Genomic DNA, 15,049 nt, shown 5'->3' on the forward strand with positions numbered 1-15,049 from the left:
ACTCGCCCGAAACCGTCAATCGACGGTCCACGTGGTCCCGGATGACAACAGCGCGGCGAGATCGTCGCGGCTACCGGGGCCATCAACCTGGGCGGTGTGATGCATCGGCATCGCCACATCGCGGAACACGCCCATGGGCGTGGGCTCGGAGGGCTCCGGCGCCATCAGCGCCAACGCCATCGCTGCGGTCGGACTGGCGCGGTGCTCGTCGTGCACGTACAGCGTGTCGGCCCCAACATCGGCCACCTCCACCACCCGGCCACCATCGAGGTCGACCTGCACCCCCGCGTGTCCATCCTCGCCGAAGGTGACGGCCTCACCGTGGACGAGGGGGATCAGCATCTCCTCACGCACCGATTTGCCGGTCACGTCGGTGAATGCACCATCGTTGAAGACGTTGCAGTTCTGCAACACCTCGACAAACGCCGCGCCCTGATGCGCGTGCGCCCTCGTGAAGATCTCCTGCATACCCAACCGATCCATGTCGTGGGTTCGAGCAACGAAGGTGGCGCCTGCGCCAAGCGCCACCACGAGCGGGTGAAGCGGGGCGTCCACCGAACCAAACGGCGTGCTCTTGGTGTGCTTGCCAACCTCGGAGGTGGGCGAGTACTGGCCCTTGGTCAGGCCGTAGATCCGATTGTTGAACAACAGGATGGTCAGGTTGACGTTGCGACGCAACGCGTGCAGCAGATGGTTGCCGCCGATCGACAACAGGTCGCCATCACCGCCGACCACGAACACCGAGAGCTCGGGACGAGCCAAGGCCAGGCCGGTCGCCAGTGCGGGTGCCCGCCCATGAATCGAGTGAACCCCGTAGGTGTCCATGTAATACGGGAAGCGGGCTGCGCAACCGATGCCGGAGATCACCACGGTCTGCTCCCGGCGAATACCCATGTCGGGCAGCGCCAACTGCATGGCGGCCAGGATGGAATAGTCCCCGCAGCCCGGGCACCAGCGCACCTCCTGGTCGGTCTGCCAATCGGTCCGGGTGGTTGTGGGAATCGGCACCCGCTGCTCTTCGGCACGTGGTTCAACCGTAACTGGGCTCATCGCAGTACCTCCGAGATTCGAGCGGTGAGTTCGGCGGCCGAGAAGGGCTGTCCGGCCACTTTGGAGATTGAGTGGGCGTCTACGAGGAATTCGGCCCGCAGCAGTCGGGACAGCTGGCCGGAGTTCAGTTCGGGCACGACGATGGTGGAATACCGCCCGAGCACCTCTCCGAGGTTCGCCGGAAACGGGTTGAGATGTCGCAGATGCACGTGAGCCACCTGATGGCCTGCGTTCTTCAGCCGGGCCATGGCGTGTGTGATGGCACCCCAGGTGGAGCCCCAGCCCACGATCAGCACGTCCGAATCCACCTTGCCGGACACCTCCACCAGAGGAATGTCCGCTGCGATACCCGCCACTTTTGCCGCGCGCAGGTCGGTCATGCGCTGGTGGTTGTCGGGGTCGTAGCTGATGTTGCCGGTGCCGTCGGCCTTCTCGATGCCGCCAATGCGGTGCTCCAGGCCTGGCGTGCCCGGCACCGCCCAGGGGCGGGCCAGCGTTTCGGGGTCACGTTCATAGGGCCAGAATTCCGCAGACCCGTCACCGCGGTCATGGTTGAGTTCGGTCGTCTGCTCCACCGAGATGTCGGGAAGCGTGTCAACGTCCGGGACCAACCAGGGCTCGGACGAGTTGGCCAGGTATCCGTCGCTGAGGAGGATCACCGGCGTGCGGTACTTCAACGCCAGTCGCGCAGCCTCAATGGCCACCTCGAAGCATTCGCTTGGGCGGGATGCGGCGATCACCGGCAGAGGACTCTCGCCATGGCGTCCGTACATCGCCTGCATCAGATCGGACGCCTCGGTTTTGGTGGGGAGGCCGGTGGAGGGGCCACCGCGTTGGATGTTGACCACCACCAGCGGGAGTTCCAGGGCATCGACGAGACCCAGCGCCTCGGCCTTCAGCGAGAGACCGGGACCCGACGTGGTGGTCATGGCCAGATGCCCGCCAAACGCGGCACCGATCGCTGCTGTGATGGCGGCGATCTCGTCCTCGGCTTGAAAGGTTCGAACCCCGGCGTCGGGGTGATGAGCCAACTCATGCAGGATCGCCGACGCCGGTGTGATCGGGTAGCTGCCGAGGAACACCGGCAGCCTCGCGCACACGCCGGCGGCGATCAGACCCCACGCCAATGCCGTGTTGCCATCGACGGAGCGGTAGGTGCCCGGCGCCCGGACCGCCGGCGGAACAATCATCTGAACAGCCGCCAACTCGGCGGTTTCACCGAAGGCGTGGCCGGCGAACAGCGCCTTGCGGTTGGCCTGGCGAACCGCATCGTCCTTCGCGAACTTCGAATCGATCCAGGCATTCACCGGCTCGGTGTCCCGGCTGTACATCCAGGAGAGGACGCCGAGCGCAAAGAAGTTCTTCGACCGGCCGGCGTGTCGGCCGGACACACCGGTGCCCTTGACCGCCGTTTTGGTCAGGCTGGTCATCGGCACATCGATCACGGCAAAGGCCTCGAGCTCGCCGGTCTCGCGCGGGTCGGCGTCGTAGCCGGCCTTGATCAGACTCCGCTCGTCGAATCCATCACCGTTGAGGATCAGCGTTCCGCCCTTCGCCAGGCGGGGCAACTCGCTGCGCAGCGCTGCCGGGTTCATGGCGACCAGCACAGCGGCATCGTCGCCAGGGGTGGTCACCTCCCGATCTGCGATGCGCACCTGAAACGCCGACACACCCGGAAGGGTGCCTGCCGGAGCACGAATCTCCGCAGGAAAGTCGGGCAGCGTGGCCAAGTCGTTGCCGGCAAGGGCCGCCAGCGCCGTGAAGCGATCCCCGGTGAGCTGCATGCCGTCGCCGGAGTCACCCGCCATTCGGATGGTGACGTCGTGGACGACCTGCGGTGTGGTCACTTCGACCGACATATGTTCCCCTTGAAGGTGCATTCCCTGTGAACGTACTGAGCTTGGGTCTACCCGTCGGCAGGTGTCCACGCCGAACGAGCGGTAGCGACCTGCAATTGAACGTACCACCGACCGCGCATGCGATTAGGGAGCATCGCTCCCCGGAACGAGCGGCCCGGGGCGAACGTTGACGCCGGCTGTTTGAAGGTGCGCCTTTGCCTCTGCAACAGTGTGTTCACCGAAATGGAAGATCGACGCCGCCAGCACGGCTTCGGCGTGCCCGACGGTGATGCCCTCCGCCAGGTGTTCCAGCGTGCCGACCCCTCCGGATGCAATGACCGGAACGGTTACTGCGTCGGCAACCGCTGCGGTGAGCGGCAGGTCGAAGCCGTCCCTGGTGCCGTCGCGATCCATCGACGTCAACATGATCTCGCCGGCGCCCAGCGCCACCACCCGGTCGGCCCACTCCAGCGTGTCGAGTTCAGTCGGGGTGCGGCCCCCGTGGATGAACACTTGAAAGCCGCTTGGGGCGTCACCGCGTCGGGAGTCGATCGACACGACCACGCACTGGCTTCCAAACTCCGCGGCCAGTTCACCGATCAGTTCCGGACGCTGCACCGCAGCGGTGTTGATCGACACCTTGTCGGCACCGGCACGCAGCAGCCGCCGGGCGTCGGACACCGACCGGATACCCCCACCGATCGTGAACGGAATGAACACCTGCTCGGCGGTGCGCTCAACAACGTCGACAATCGTGTCGCGGCCGTCGGAACTGGCCGTGATGTCAAGAAACACCAGTTCGTCAGCGCCCTCGGCGTCATAGCGGGCCGCCAACTCCACCGGATCTCCGGCGTCACGCAGTCCGACAAAGTTGACGCCCTTCACCACCCGGCCGGCATCGACATCGAGGCAAGGAATTACACGCGCAACCTTCACGACCCGCTCCCAACGTAGGCGACGAAGTTTTCGAGCAGCGCCAAACCGGCGTCACCAGACTTTTCAGGGTGGAACTGCACCGCCCACACGTTGTCGCGAGCCACCGCTGCGGTGACCGCACCCCCGTAGTCGCACGTGGCGATCACCTCGTCGCCCGACGGAGCCGCATAGGAATGCACGAAATACATCCAGGCCCCGTCGGCACCGGCGATCAGCGGATGGTTCTGCGACGAAACGCTCAAACGGTTCCACTGCATCTGCGGGCGCTTCACCGCGCCCTCGATCAGGCCCACGGTGCCTTCGAGGATGCCCAGGCCGGTGCGCCCGGGGGTTTCATCACTGGCCTCATAGAGCAACTGCATACCCACGCAGATCCCGAGGAACGGCCGACCCGACGCAGCGAAACTACGGGCGACGTCTGCCAGGCCGGAAGCATCCAGCGCATCCATGCAGGCTCCGAACGCTCCCACGCCAGGCAGCACGGCGGCGTCGGCGGCCTCGATCGCCTCCGGATCACCAACCAGCGCAGCGTCGGCACCAAGATGGAGGAGCGCCTTCTCTGCCGACCGAAGGTTGCCGATGCCGTAGTCGATCACAGCGATTCGGGGGGGCGCGTCGGTCACAGGGTGCCCTTGGTGGAGGGGACGCCCACACCTTCCACCCGTACCGCATCGCGCAGCGTGCGGGCCAGGCCCTTGAAGGTGGCCTCGATGATGTGGTGGGTGTTGGTGCCCCCCCGCTTGGTGACGTGCAGGGTGATGGCGGCCGAGGTGGCGAAGCTGACCAGAAAGTGCTCGGCCATCTCCGGATTGAACGGCGGACTTCCCAATGCCAGCACCTCGCCGAACGGCAGATCGACAACGACGTACGGTCGACCCGAAAGATCGAGCGCCACTTCGATCAGCGCCTCGTCGAGTGGGTAAAGCCCGCTGGCAAACCGACGAACGCCCGCCTTGTCGCCCACGGCCTCACGGAAGGCCTCTCCCACTGCGATGCCAACATCCTCCACCGTGTGATGTCCGTCGACGTGCAGGTCGCCCGTGGCACTGACGGTCAGGTCAAAGCCGCCGTGTCGACCGATCTGATCGAGCATGTGGTCGAAGAACGGCAACCCCGTGGATACATCGGCCGTGCCCGAACCGTCGAGGTCGATCGACACCGAGATGTCGGTCTCGGCGGTGGTCCGCTGCACCGTGCCACGTCGAAGAGCCGCTTGGTCGTTCATGGTTCCAGTCTGCCCGTCACGAGCCTCCAGGTGGAACTTGAATCCGGATTCGGGGCATGATGTTTCCCGCCGTTGGACATGGCGTGACACGAGGGGAACAGCACAATGACACCCATTCGAGGTTCGCTTCGACGACGGCTCGTTCGGGTCGTGGTGCTCACCGGCCTGGTGGTGGCCACCACCGCATGCGCCGACAAGGACACGGTGGCCGATGCGCCCGAAATTCCCGGCCCGGCCTACAGCGGCACCGTGCGGGTCTCCGCATTGGACAACATCTACCGGCCCGAAGCGCTCAAGGTGGTCACCGACACCGAGGTGGTGTGGAGCAACGACGGCCGAAACGACCACAACGTGATCCCCAACGAGTCCAAGGACGACTTCGGGGTGGAGACAGCCGACTTTGCTCCCGGCAAGGAACACTCGGCCACCTTCGGTACGCCGGGGACCTACCGCTACTTCTGTTCGCTCCACGCCACCGCCACCGCAGGATCGATGCGGGGCTCCGTGGTGGTGCTGGACGCCGACTCGGCCACCGACGTGGTCGAGGGCTGACCCACTTCAAGCTCGTCATCAATCGAATCATCCAGGGGGAACCATGAAAAATTCACGAACGCTCGCCAGGCTGTTGGGGGTGATGCTCGCACTCGTGCTGGTGGGGTCGTCGTGTTCGGGCGACTCCAAGGACGCTGCCTCCAAGGACGGGGGTTCCGAGGCAGCAGGCGATCAAGGTGCGTCCGGCAACACGATCAGCGTGCCCGACGATCAACCGACGATTCAGAAGGCCGTCGATGCCGCCAAGCCGGGCGATCTGATCATGGTGGCCGCCGGGACCTACAAGGAGGCGGTCGACGTCGAAACCGACCGCCTCACCATCCGCGGCGCCGATCGCAACACCACCATCCTCGACGGCGGATTCAAGTTGGAGAACGGCATCCGCGTGCTGTCCGCCAAGGGTGTCGCCATCGAGAACATGACCGCCCGCAACTACACCACCAACGGCTTCTTTTGGACCGGTGTCGACGGCTACCGCGGCAGCTACCTCACCGCCTACCGCAACGGCGACTACGGCGTGTATGCGTTCGACTCGGTGAACGGCCTGGTGGAGCACAGCTACGGCTCGGGCAGCCCGGACGCAGGCCTGTACATCGGCCAGTGCTATCCCTGCAACGCCGTGATCGACGACTTCGTCTCCGAGAACAACGGCCTCGGCTACTCGGGCACCAACTCGGGCGGCAACCTGACGATCATCAACTCCACGTTCCGCAACAACCGGGCCGGCATCGTGCCCAACTCCGGCAGCTACGAGTTGTGCTACCCCGAGCGGGAGACCCAGGTCGTCGGCAACCTCATCTACTCCAACAACAACGGTGACACCCCGGCAATCGATGTGGCCCTGCTGGCAATGGGCAATGGCATCGTGGTTCCCGGTGGGGTTCGCAACACCATCGAACGCAACCGGGTGTGGGACCACACGCGCACCGGCATCGGGTTGGTGCCGTTCCTGGAGGAGGATGCCAACGACAACCTGCCAACCGAGGCCGATTGGGACATCGACTGCGCCGAGCAGAAGGCCAAGCCGGCAACCGCACCCGAGGACATCGAGAACCCGCTGCTCTGGAATCCGCAGCAGAACATCGTGCGCGACAACGTGGTCTCCGATTCGAGGCTCGCCGACCTGGGCATCGGTTCGGTCGGCACCGACCTGTCCGACCTCGGCAACTGCTGGTCCGACAACGAGGCCACCAGCACCCGCCCGAAGAACCTCCAGGCGCTGGCACCGTGCGATGGCGACAAGGTGGGCGAGGTGGCCGCCGAGGGCTGGGACGTCGACGAGTTGAACGTGGCCAGCTGGCTGGCCGAGCAGGACGATCAGCCCAAACCCAAGGACTACAAGACCACGCCCGAGCCACCCGCTCAGGAGAACATGCCCGACGCGGCGACGGCACCCGCCGAACCGGCCACCAACATGCCGCCGAAGGTTGACTTGGACGCCATCAAGGTTCCGGAGAAGCCCGCTTCGTGAAACGATCGGGTCGCCTGGCGCTCTGTGCCCTGTTGTTGGTCGCCGCGTCGTGCGGCGGCGACCAGCCGAAGGCTGCACCCGCCGATTCAGCCCTCCGGACGGTAGCGCTGGCCAAGCGCACCGGCCCACAGGGTCGGGTTCCCCAGTTTCTGGTCGAGTGCCAATTCAGCCACTTCGCACCCGATGACCCGATCGTGTGGCCCAACCAGCCGGGACGATCCCACAGCCACACGTTCGTTGGCAACGACTCCACCGACGCCGCCTCCACGGTGGCGTCGCTGGACCGGGCGGGCACCACCTGCAAAAACCAGTTGGACCGTGCCGCCTATTGGGCGCCGACCCTGTACGACCATCGCAAGCCGGTCGTGCCCGACAAGGCCGACGCCTACTACCGGCCGGGACCGATGGTGGATCCGACCACCATCAAGACCTACCCGCACGGCCTGAAAATCGTGTCCGGAGATCACACCAGAAGCGCTCAGCCACCCGAGGTGGCCCGCTGGAGCTGCGGCACCAGCGGGGAACGCCGAGCGACTGCGCCCGAGTGCCCCAAGGGGCGAAACCTGCGTCTTGAGGTGGTCTTTCCCGACTGCTGGAACGGCGTCGACACCGACTCGGCCGACCACCGCAGCCATATGGCCCGATCCGTGGAAGGCGTCTGCCCCCAAGCTCATCCTGTGCCGGTGCCACAGTTGATGCTGGCCTACACCTACCCGATCTCCGGGCCCGGACATGACCTGCTGTTGGCCTCTGGAACCACCGGATCCGCCCACGCCGACTTCTTCAATGCCTGGGATCCCGACACGCTTGCCGGCGAGATCACCTCGTGTCTCCACCGCGAGGTGATCTGCGGGGTGGCGTCGAACCGACCCACTTCCTGACTCAGCCCAGGCGGTCGATCAGCTCACCGGAGGATGTGCCGCCGGACGGACGGCTCGACCGGGCGCGGGCCACTGCCCTGTCGAGGCCCTTGCGGGACCTGCGGCCGGTCTCTTCCACCGATGCCAGCAGCGCTTTGGCGTTGGCCTCCGCATCTCGCTGCACCGACGCGGCCGCCTTGGCCGCCTTCTTCCGGCTCCGCCGTCCGGCATCCGCTGCGGCGTCGCGAAGCTCGTGGGCGCGGTCCTCACCGGCCAACCGAAGGGCCACCGCCTGATCGATGGCGTCCTCGCGCGCCTTGTCTGCGGCCTCCTTGGCCTGGGCCTTCGCCCGCTTACGAGCCTTACGCCCCTTCACCTTGGCCGCATCCACCGCGTCGGCGGCCTCCTGTGCCTGTGCCTTGGCGTTGGCGAGCGCATCAGCCATCAGCGTCTTGGCCTGCTTGCGAGCCTTTCGGGAGGACTTACTCACCGCATCGGCCTCGGCACGAGCGGCATGCTGCAGCGAACGCTTGGCCTTGCGCCCACCATCGCGTGCGTCATGAGCCAGCACGGTCAACTGGGCACGGGCCTCGTCCGTGGTCTGCCTGCCCTGCTTGCGGGCCTTCTTCGCCAGCCTCGCGCCATCCGCCTGCGCCCGCTTGGCCGCCTTCGCGGTCTGCTTGCGGGACCTGCGGCTTTGCCGGGTCACCTTCTTGGTCCGCCCCCGGGCCGCGTCCACCACCTCGGCTCCCTCGGTCCTGGCCACCTCGGCCACCTTCGCAGCCAATTCCTTGGTGTCCTCGAGGGTGTCGACCAGTTCATGGCGGGCCACATCGGCCACGTCCAATGCGCTCTTCTTGAACACTCCGAGGAACCGCTTGGCGCTTTCAGCACCCTCCTCGGCCGTGTGACGAACGTCGTCGACTGCGTCCTGGGTCTTGGTCATGTGATTCCTCCGCGGGCGGGTGTGGGTGCGTACCTTAGTGGCGCTCAGTCCAATTCGAGTACCAACGTGAGCGCCTCGATAAACGCCCGATTCTCCTTGGGTGTGCCCACCGTGACCCTGAGGCAGCCGTCCAGGCCCGGCCAGGACGCACAGTTGCGCACCAGCACCCCCCGGTCGACCAAACGTTGCCAGACGTCGGCCCCCTTCTGAGCAGCCGGGCGGAAGAGCACGAAATTGGCCGAGGAGGGCCACGACTCCACGTCGAGTTCGCCAAAACGTGCCTCGATCCAGCCCCGCTGTTCGGTGATCCGTGAGACCCGGCGGTCCATCTCATCGACATGTTCGAGCGCCAATACACCGGCGGTCTGAGTCATGACGTCGAGGTGATAGGGCAGGGCTACCTTTTCGACCGCCGAGATCACCCACTGCGGGCCAACGAGGTAACCCAGCCTGACCGCGGCCATCGACCAGGTCTTGGAGAAGGTCCGGGTAACCACCAGTGACACTTCGGGCCCGGCCAGTTCGGCGGCCGTCCATGGGGCGAACTGACCGTAGGCCTCGTCGACCACCAGCAGGGAACCCACTGCGCCGCATGCCTCAAGAGCGGCGACCACCACCTCCCGGGTCTCGGCCAGACCTGTGGGATTGTTTGGATTGCACAGGAAGGTGATGCTCGGCTGGTGACGGGCGATGGCCTCGGCCACCGTGGCAGGGTCGAGCGTGAAATCCTCCGCACGCGGCTCGCTGACCACGTCGGTGCCGGTCATCCGGCAGATATGGCCGTGCAGCGCGTACGTCGGTTCAAACGTGAGCGCCCGCCTGCCCGCACCGCCGAAGGCGAGGGCCAGGCACTGCAACACCTCGTTGGAGCCGTTGGCCGCAAAAACCCGGTCGGCGGTGGTGCCCTCCACCTCGGCGATGCGGGTCCGCAGCCGAGTGGCTTCACGATCCGGGTAGCGGTTCCAGTCGGCGTTGGCCAGCAACTCACCGAGGCGCCGACCAAAGTCGACAGGTGGCGGCTCCGGGGCCTCGTTGGTGTTCAGGCGGACCGCCACGTCCAGCTGAGGCGAGTGGTACCCGGGAATCAGCGCGACGTCGCTGCGCACCTTCGGCCGAACGGTGGGGCGGTTCATGACCTTCCCATCCTCATGCGTACCGACTCGGCGTGGGCCACGAGACCCTCGGCCTCGGCCAACGCGATGACATCCGGGCCGATTCGCCCCAGTGCCGTTTCGTCGACGGTGACCGTGTGGTGCCGGCGCAGGAAGTCGTCCACCGTCAGGGCGGAGGAGAACCGTGCGGTTCCGCTGGTGGGCAGCACGTGGGAGGGCCCGGCCAGGTAGTCGCCCACCGAGGCCGGGCTGAAGCGCCCACAGAACACCGCGCCGGCGTTGCGTACCCGGGTTGCCACCGTCTCGGCGTCGACGACCAGAAGCTCGAGGTGCTCGGGGGCGATCCGATCGCTCACCGCCAGTGCGGAGTCCAGGTCATCCACCAGCACCAGGTGTCCTGCGCTCGCCAGCGTGGCCTCGATATCGCTCCGCCGCGGTGCCGCCGCCACCTGGGCCGTGATCTCCGCGCCTACCGCCTCGGCCACGGCCTCGTCCCAGGTGATCAACCACGCCAGTCCGTCAGGCCCATGTTCGGCCTGCAGGATCACGTCGGCCGCTGCCTCTGCTGCCGGAACCGAGCCGTCGGCGATCACCACCACCTCCGAGGGTCCGGCGAACGCGCTGGGAACGCCGACCACACCGGCCACCTCGCGCTTGGCCAACGCCACGTATCGGTTACCAGGACCGCAGATCACGTCCACCGGCGCAATCGTCTCGGTTCCGTAGGCCAGCGCAGCGATCGCCTGCGCACCCCCGACCGCGAAGACCTCGTCAACACCCGCTGCCCGGGCCGCGGCCAGCGTGACCGGGGCGACGCCATCGGCGCCCGCCGGAGGCACACAGACCACCACCTGCTCGACACCGGCGACCCTGGCGGGCACGGCGGTGTGGATGACCGTGGAGGGGTAGGCCGCCCGACCGCCTGGCACGTAGCACCCGGCACGACGCACAGGCGAGTAGGCCGACACGATCCGCACCCCGGTGGTTGGGTTGACGAACTCGCTGGACGTCCGCATCTGGTGGCGGTGATAGGCGTCGACAGACGCCACCGCCGCCTCCAATGCCCGCTGCAGGACGGGCGCGGTCTGTTCCCAGGCGCGATCCAGATCGTCGGTGGGCACCCGCACGTCGTCCAGGTGGGCGCCGTCAAAGCGGGTCGTCAGCTCGATCAATGCGGCGTCGCCGTCGGCGCGCACCGACTCGATGATGCCGCGCACCACCTCGGTTGGTTCGTCGCCGTCCAGCACGGGACGGGGCAGGTCGGCGGCGGGGTCGGCGGTGTTTCGTCGGTCAAGAATGCTCAGCACGGGCGCGGAGGCTATAACAGGCCGATGAGCATCACCGCCGAGTTGTCCGCGCTGTCCACCGCCCTGGACGAGCTGACCGCCCGGGTGGTCGGCCTGGCTGACGGGCGCGGAGCCGACGATGAAGACCCCATCCGCGCCGACCTCCAAGAGGTTGAACGACAGCTGACGCAGGCGGCCCGCAGGGTGGCCAAGTCGCTGCGTTCACTCAATGCGTGAGGGCACTTCGGCGCCCACCGAAAACGACGTGAGCAGCGACGCAAGTTCCACCGGCCGGTCGCCCTGCACCGAATGGCCCGCCCCAACAACCGTGCATACCCGGGCATCGGGCTGACGACGCCTCAACTCGGCCTCGTCGTCGTCGTCGACCACCGGCGAGGTGGCACCACGTACCAGCAAAAGCGGCCGGGTGATGGCCGAGACGTCCCCCCACAAGTCGCCGTGGGCACCATTGGGCCGTTGGCCCATTGGACGCCGATCGTAATTCCATTGCCACGAGCCGTCCTCGGTCCGGTGGGCATTGTGAAGGATGCCACGCCGAAGCGAATCGGTGCTCCGGGTTGGATTGAACTCCAACGTGCGGTCGAAGATCTCCCCGAACCCGGCAAAGCTCTGCGGCCCCTCGATAAAGGCATGTACATCAGCGGCCTTGTCCCGGGTGACCCCGGGCGTGATGTCGATCAGCGCCAAGCGTCGGCACAGTTCAGGGTTGGCGGCCACCAGCGCGGTCGCCGTCAGGCCCCCCAGCGACATGCCCACCACCGTTTCGGGCTCAAAGTTCAGCTGCGCCATGGCCATGGCAACCGTCTCGGCATTGGTCTGGGGGTCGTATCGTGCGTCGCTCCGCCAGGCCGAGTGTCCGTGTCCAGGCAGGTCGAAGGCCACCGCGTCAACCGTGGGGTCGGTACCCAGGATGGGATTGCGCGCCGGATCGGACAGCGCCAACAGCACGGTGTCCCACGTGTGGGCATTCTGTGCACCTCCGTGGAGGAACACCCACTGCGGGGTCCCCGATCCCCACCGCAGGAACGACAGGTCGGGGCGTCCGTCATCGAGGCTCACCCGGTGGCGGGTGACGTTCGGCGGCTGAGGCCCGCCCAGGTTGTACTCGGCGCGGTTCTGGGCGAAGTAGTCAAACTCGTCGTACACAAACTCAGGGCGGTCCGGATGCAGAACACCCTGGGAATCGCCGGAGTCGAAGTCACGGTCCTCATCGTCGCGGGTCACGCCGATCAGTCTTACCAGGGCGAGCCCAGCATCACGGCCATGGCAAGGCCGGAGACGAGTTGAACGCCCAGCGCGCCGCGCTGCCAACGCAACGGGATGGCCCCGGTCGCCACGGTCAGCCAAGGGACGAACGGCAACCAAATGCGCTCAACCTCACCCTTGGACAACCCCGACATCTCGGCGACCGCCAACCCGGCCAGTGCGCCGCCCACCAAGATCCACGCACCCACCCGACGTTTCCCGGGCAGCGCGGCCAGCACCACCGGCCCGATTGAGATGGCCAGGGCCAGGGGGTTGGACAATCGAAAAAACCCCGCCGGTCGTTGCGACGCCACCCCATCGTGGTATGCCTCCACAGTGCCGCGCAGACCATCGAGCAACCAGAAACCCGCACCGGCCATCAGCAGGGTCGGGAGCGCTGCTGCAAACAGCGCCAGGCCGACCGGCGCCCACCGTCGGTGCCGGGCCAACACCACCAGGCACAAGGCAGTGGGAACCAGGAACAAGGCAGCCCCGTAGGTGCCGTGGGCAAGCAACCCGGCCAGCAGGCCTCCCAGCATCGCCATGGTGCCGCCGGCCCAGGGGTTCGATCTCGCACGGTCATCGCCGTGCCAAGCGCCCGACCGAACGGCAGCCAGCGCCAAGGCTGTGCCTGAAGCCACCGCCACCGCAGCGAACACGGCGTCCACCGAGGTTGCCACCCAGATGACCGACGGGGTCAGCCCCACGAACACCGCCACCCTCCTGGCCTCCGACTCGTCCACCAGCGCGCGGACCGCTATGAGCACCAGCGGGCTTGCAAGGCAGGCGATGCCCACCAGCACCAGCGCTGAGCCACTCGCCCCGCTGATCCCCAGCCGCTCGAGCGCCTCAAGACCCAACACCGGGCCCGGAGGGTGGCCCTGCACATGAATTGGGTAGGTGCGAAGCTCCCGGGTGAAGGTACGGAGAAAATCGAAGGGATCGGTCACCGTGTTGCGGGCGGTGTACAGGTAGTCCTGGCGGCTGTCGAGTGGCGCTCCCAGGCGCCGCCAACCCCCATGCATGTTGATCGCCAGGGTCCAGCCCAACGACACCAGCCACGAACCGGGGAGGAGCCGGTTCCAAGCAAGTCGTCGAACGAGCGGCGGCCACCACACCAACAACGCCAGACCCAACACCACGGCAACGACGAACTCCGGTTTGAAATCGAGTCGCCAGCGACCCATCAGGGGCGCCGCTCCAACAAACACCGTCCCGCCCTCGTCGAGGATGTTGCGACGCCATGCGAGCAGAACCCACATCAGCACCACCGCAGCCAACGGCAACGTCAGCCCGAGTCCCACCCGCCAGGCGCTCCACCTTCGCCGCTCGCAGTCATCCACCTGCGTGTCGACCGTCGGTGGGGTCCCACCGGTCACCCTCATCGGGCGGGCGGGCGGCGGAGTGGTTCGTGTACGAATGCCGCCAGCCCATCGGAAGGTTGTACCTGCGCCTCAAAGCCCAACACGCTTCGTGCCAGGTTCGCATCGGCCGTGACGTGGCGAACATCACCGATTCGATAGCCCCCAACCACCGCGGGTTCCAGGCCACGCCCGTCCTCCGCCGCCATCGTCCGCGCCATGTCCAGCAAGGTGAACGGATGCCCGGAGGCAACGTTGAGCGCTCCGGCGTAGGGCACCGGCCGTTCGAGCGCAGCAATGTTGGCGGCGGCCACATCGCTGACGTGCACGAAGTCGCGCCGCTGCCCACCGTCTTCAAACACCTGCGGGGGCCGACCGTTGGCCAACTGCGAGCGAAAGATGGATGCCACGCCGGCATAGGGGGTGTCGCGCGGCATCCGCGGCCCGTACACGTTGTGGTAGCGAAGGGCCGTGGTGACGGTGCCCAACTCGGCGGAGGCCGCACCGCACAGGTGTTCCTGGTGGACTTTGGTGGCGGCGTACACATTGCGGGGATCGATCGCCGCATCCTCGGGCACCAGCCCGGTGGTCAGCTCGCGTCGACACGTCGGGCACCGGGGCTCCCATCGGTCGGCGTCAAGGTCGTCGCTTCGTCTTGGCAGCGGCGCCACGATGCCGTGGTCGGGGCACGCGTAACGACCCTCGCCGTAGACCACCATCGAGGACGCCAGCACGATGCGACCACCCCAGCCCGAGGCGGACATGGCGGCGAGCATCCGGGCGGTGCCCAGATCATTGTTGATCGCGTAGGCCGGGGCATCGGTCAGATCAACGCCGAGCCCCACCTTGGCCGCCTGATGACACACCGCGTCGATGCCCTCGAGCGCCCCATCCCAGGTCGCCTCCTCCGCCACGTCGGCCGACCGTGCCTCACCCGAGGCGGGGCCGAGTCGCCAGGTGGCGTTGGGATTCATCCACTCCGGCGGACCATCGTGGGCGGCCGGGTCCAGGCTGTCGATCACCGTCACCGTGTGATTGCGTTCCACCAGCGCATCGACGATGTGTGAACCGATGAAGCCGGCACCTCCGGTTACGAGAACGTTCATCGTCACCCTCCCTCGGAACGTTGCGTCGCATACCGTAGGT

Annotated in this window: 15 protein-coding genes; 4 read left to right on the top strand and 11 right to left on the bottom strand. The window is 66.7% G+C overall.

Annotated elements, in window-relative coordinates; translation table 11 throughout:
• Positions 1-15: 15 nt before the first annotated feature.
• The 5 genes from MPARV_RS0100995 to hisB form a co-directional block, all read right to left on the bottom strand.
• Complete coding sequence (locus MPARV_RS0100995; RefSeq protein ID WP_031276943.1) at positions 16-1,050, bottom strand: 2-oxoacid:ferredoxin oxidoreductase subunit beta; 1,035 nt, start codon at positions 1,048-1,050, stop codon at positions 16-18.
• Positions 1,047-2,909: a 2-oxoacid:acceptor oxidoreductase subunit alpha gene (locus tag MPARV_RS0101000; RefSeq protein WP_012230951.1), complete on the bottom strand. Its 1,863-nt coding sequence runs from the start codon at positions 2,907-2,909 to the stop codon at positions 1,047-1,049. The genes MPARV_RS0100995 and MPARV_RS0101000 overlap by 4 nt, the downstream gene beginning before the upstream one ends.
• Positions 2,910-3,032: 123 nt before the next feature.
• Complete coding sequence (gene hisF / locus MPARV_RS0101005; protein ID WP_020376912.1) at positions 3,033-3,824, bottom strand: imidazole glycerol phosphate synthase subunit HisF; 792 nt, start codon at positions 3,822-3,824, stop codon at positions 3,033-3,035.
• Entirely contained in the window at positions 3,821-4,447 is a 627-nt protein-coding gene (gene hisH, locus MPARV_RS0101010) for an imidazole glycerol phosphate synthase subunit HisH (protein WP_020376913.1), read from the bottom strand. Before hisH ends, hisF begins: the two co-directional genes overlap by 4 nt.
• Positions 4,444-5,049 (bottom strand): imidazoleglycerol-phosphate dehydratase HisB, encoded by a 606-nt coding sequence (hisB, locus tag MPARV_RS0101015; protein WP_020376914.1) that lies wholly within the window; start codon positions 5,047-5,049, stop codon positions 4,444-4,446. The genes hisH and hisB overlap by 4 nt, the downstream gene beginning before the upstream one ends.
• Before the next feature lie 105 nt (positions 5,050-5,154).
• Between hisB and MPARV_RS21930 the strand changes: the two genes are divergently transcribed.
• Genes MPARV_RS21930 through MPARV_RS0101030 form a run of 3 tightly spaced genes read left to right on the top strand, consistent with a single transcriptional unit; the run spans position 5,155 to position 7,953 of the window.
• Positions 5,155-5,601 (top strand): cupredoxin domain-containing protein, encoded by a 447-nt coding sequence (locus MPARV_RS21930; protein WP_012230943.1) that lies wholly within the window; start codon positions 5,155-5,157, stop codon positions 5,599-5,601.
• Positions 5,602-5,644: 43 nt separating this feature from the next.
• On the top strand, positions 5,645-7,072 hold the full coding sequence (locus tag MPARV_RS20585; protein ID WP_012230941.1) for a right-handed parallel beta-helix repeat-containing protein: 1,428 nt from the start codon (positions 5,645-5,647) through the stop codon (positions 7,070-7,072).
• The gene (locus MPARV_RS0101030) at positions 7,069-7,953 is read left to right on the top strand and encodes a DUF1996 domain-containing protein (protein ID WP_012230939.1); all 885 of its coding nucleotides are present in this window, start codon (positions 7,069-7,071) and stop codon (positions 7,951-7,953) included. The genes MPARV_RS20585 and MPARV_RS0101030 overlap by 4 nt, the downstream gene beginning before the upstream one ends.
• A gap of 1 nt (position 7,954) precedes the next feature.
• Here MPARV_RS0101030 and MPARV_RS0101035 read toward each other — a convergent pair whose 3' ends face one another.
• The 3 genes from MPARV_RS0101035 to hisD are packed head-to-tail and all read right to left on the bottom strand — an operon-like array spanning position 7,955 to position 11,297.
• Entirely contained in the window at positions 7,955-8,878 is a 924-nt protein-coding gene (locus MPARV_RS0101035) for a hypothetical protein (RefSeq protein ID WP_020376915.1), read from the bottom strand.
• 44 nt (positions 8,879-8,922) lie between these two features.
• Positions 8,923-10,011: a histidinol-phosphate transaminase gene (hisC, locus tag MPARV_RS0101040; RefSeq protein WP_020376916.1), complete on the bottom strand. Its 1,089-nt coding sequence runs from the start codon at positions 10,009-10,011 to the stop codon at positions 8,923-8,925.
• Entirely contained in the window at positions 10,008-11,297 is a 1,290-nt protein-coding gene (gene hisD / locus MPARV_RS0101045) for a histidinol dehydrogenase (RefSeq protein WP_012230932.1), read from the bottom strand. The genes hisC and hisD overlap by 4 nt, the downstream gene beginning before the upstream one ends.
• A gap of 24 nt (positions 11,298-11,321) precedes the next feature.
• Here hisD and MPARV_RS24465 point away from each other — a divergent pair, with 24 nt between their 5' ends.
• Positions 11,322-11,513, top strand: a complete 192-nt coding sequence (locus MPARV_RS24465; protein ID WP_012230930.1) for a hypothetical protein — start codon at positions 11,322-11,324, stop codon at positions 11,511-11,513.
• Here the strand turns inward: MPARV_RS24465 and MPARV_RS0101055 are convergent.
• The 3 genes from MPARV_RS0101055 to MPARV_RS0101065 all read right to left on the bottom strand — a co-directional run bounded on the left by MPARV_RS0101055 (position 11,499) and on the right by MPARV_RS0101065 (position 15,009).
• Positions 11,499-12,521 carry an alpha/beta fold hydrolase gene (locus tag MPARV_RS0101055; RefSeq protein ID WP_020376917.1) on the bottom strand — a complete coding sequence of 341 codons (1,023 nt, stop codon included), beginning with the start codon at positions 12,519-12,521 and terminating at the stop codon, positions 11,499-11,501. The two genes, MPARV_RS24465 and MPARV_RS0101055, sit on opposite strands and share 15 nt — an antisense overlap.
• Positions 12,522-12,532: 11 nt before the next feature.
• Positions 12,533-13,846, bottom strand: a complete 1,314-nt coding sequence (locus MPARV_RS0101060) for a hypothetical protein (protein WP_020376918.1) — start codon at positions 13,844-13,846, stop codon at positions 12,533-12,535.
• 77 nt (positions 13,847-13,923) lie between these two features.
• Positions 13,924-15,009 (bottom strand): NAD-dependent epimerase/dehydratase family protein, encoded by a 1,086-nt coding sequence (locus MPARV_RS0101065; protein ID WP_020376919.1) that lies wholly within the window; start codon positions 15,007-15,009, stop codon positions 13,924-13,926.
• Between the last annotated feature and the right edge of the window lie 40 nt (positions 15,010-15,049).

It is taken from the genome of Candidatus Microthrix parvicella Bio17-1, from assembly GCF_000299415.1.
GTDB lineage: Bacteria > Actinomycetota > Acidimicrobiia > Acidimicrobiales > Microtrichaceae > Microthrix > Microthrix parvicella.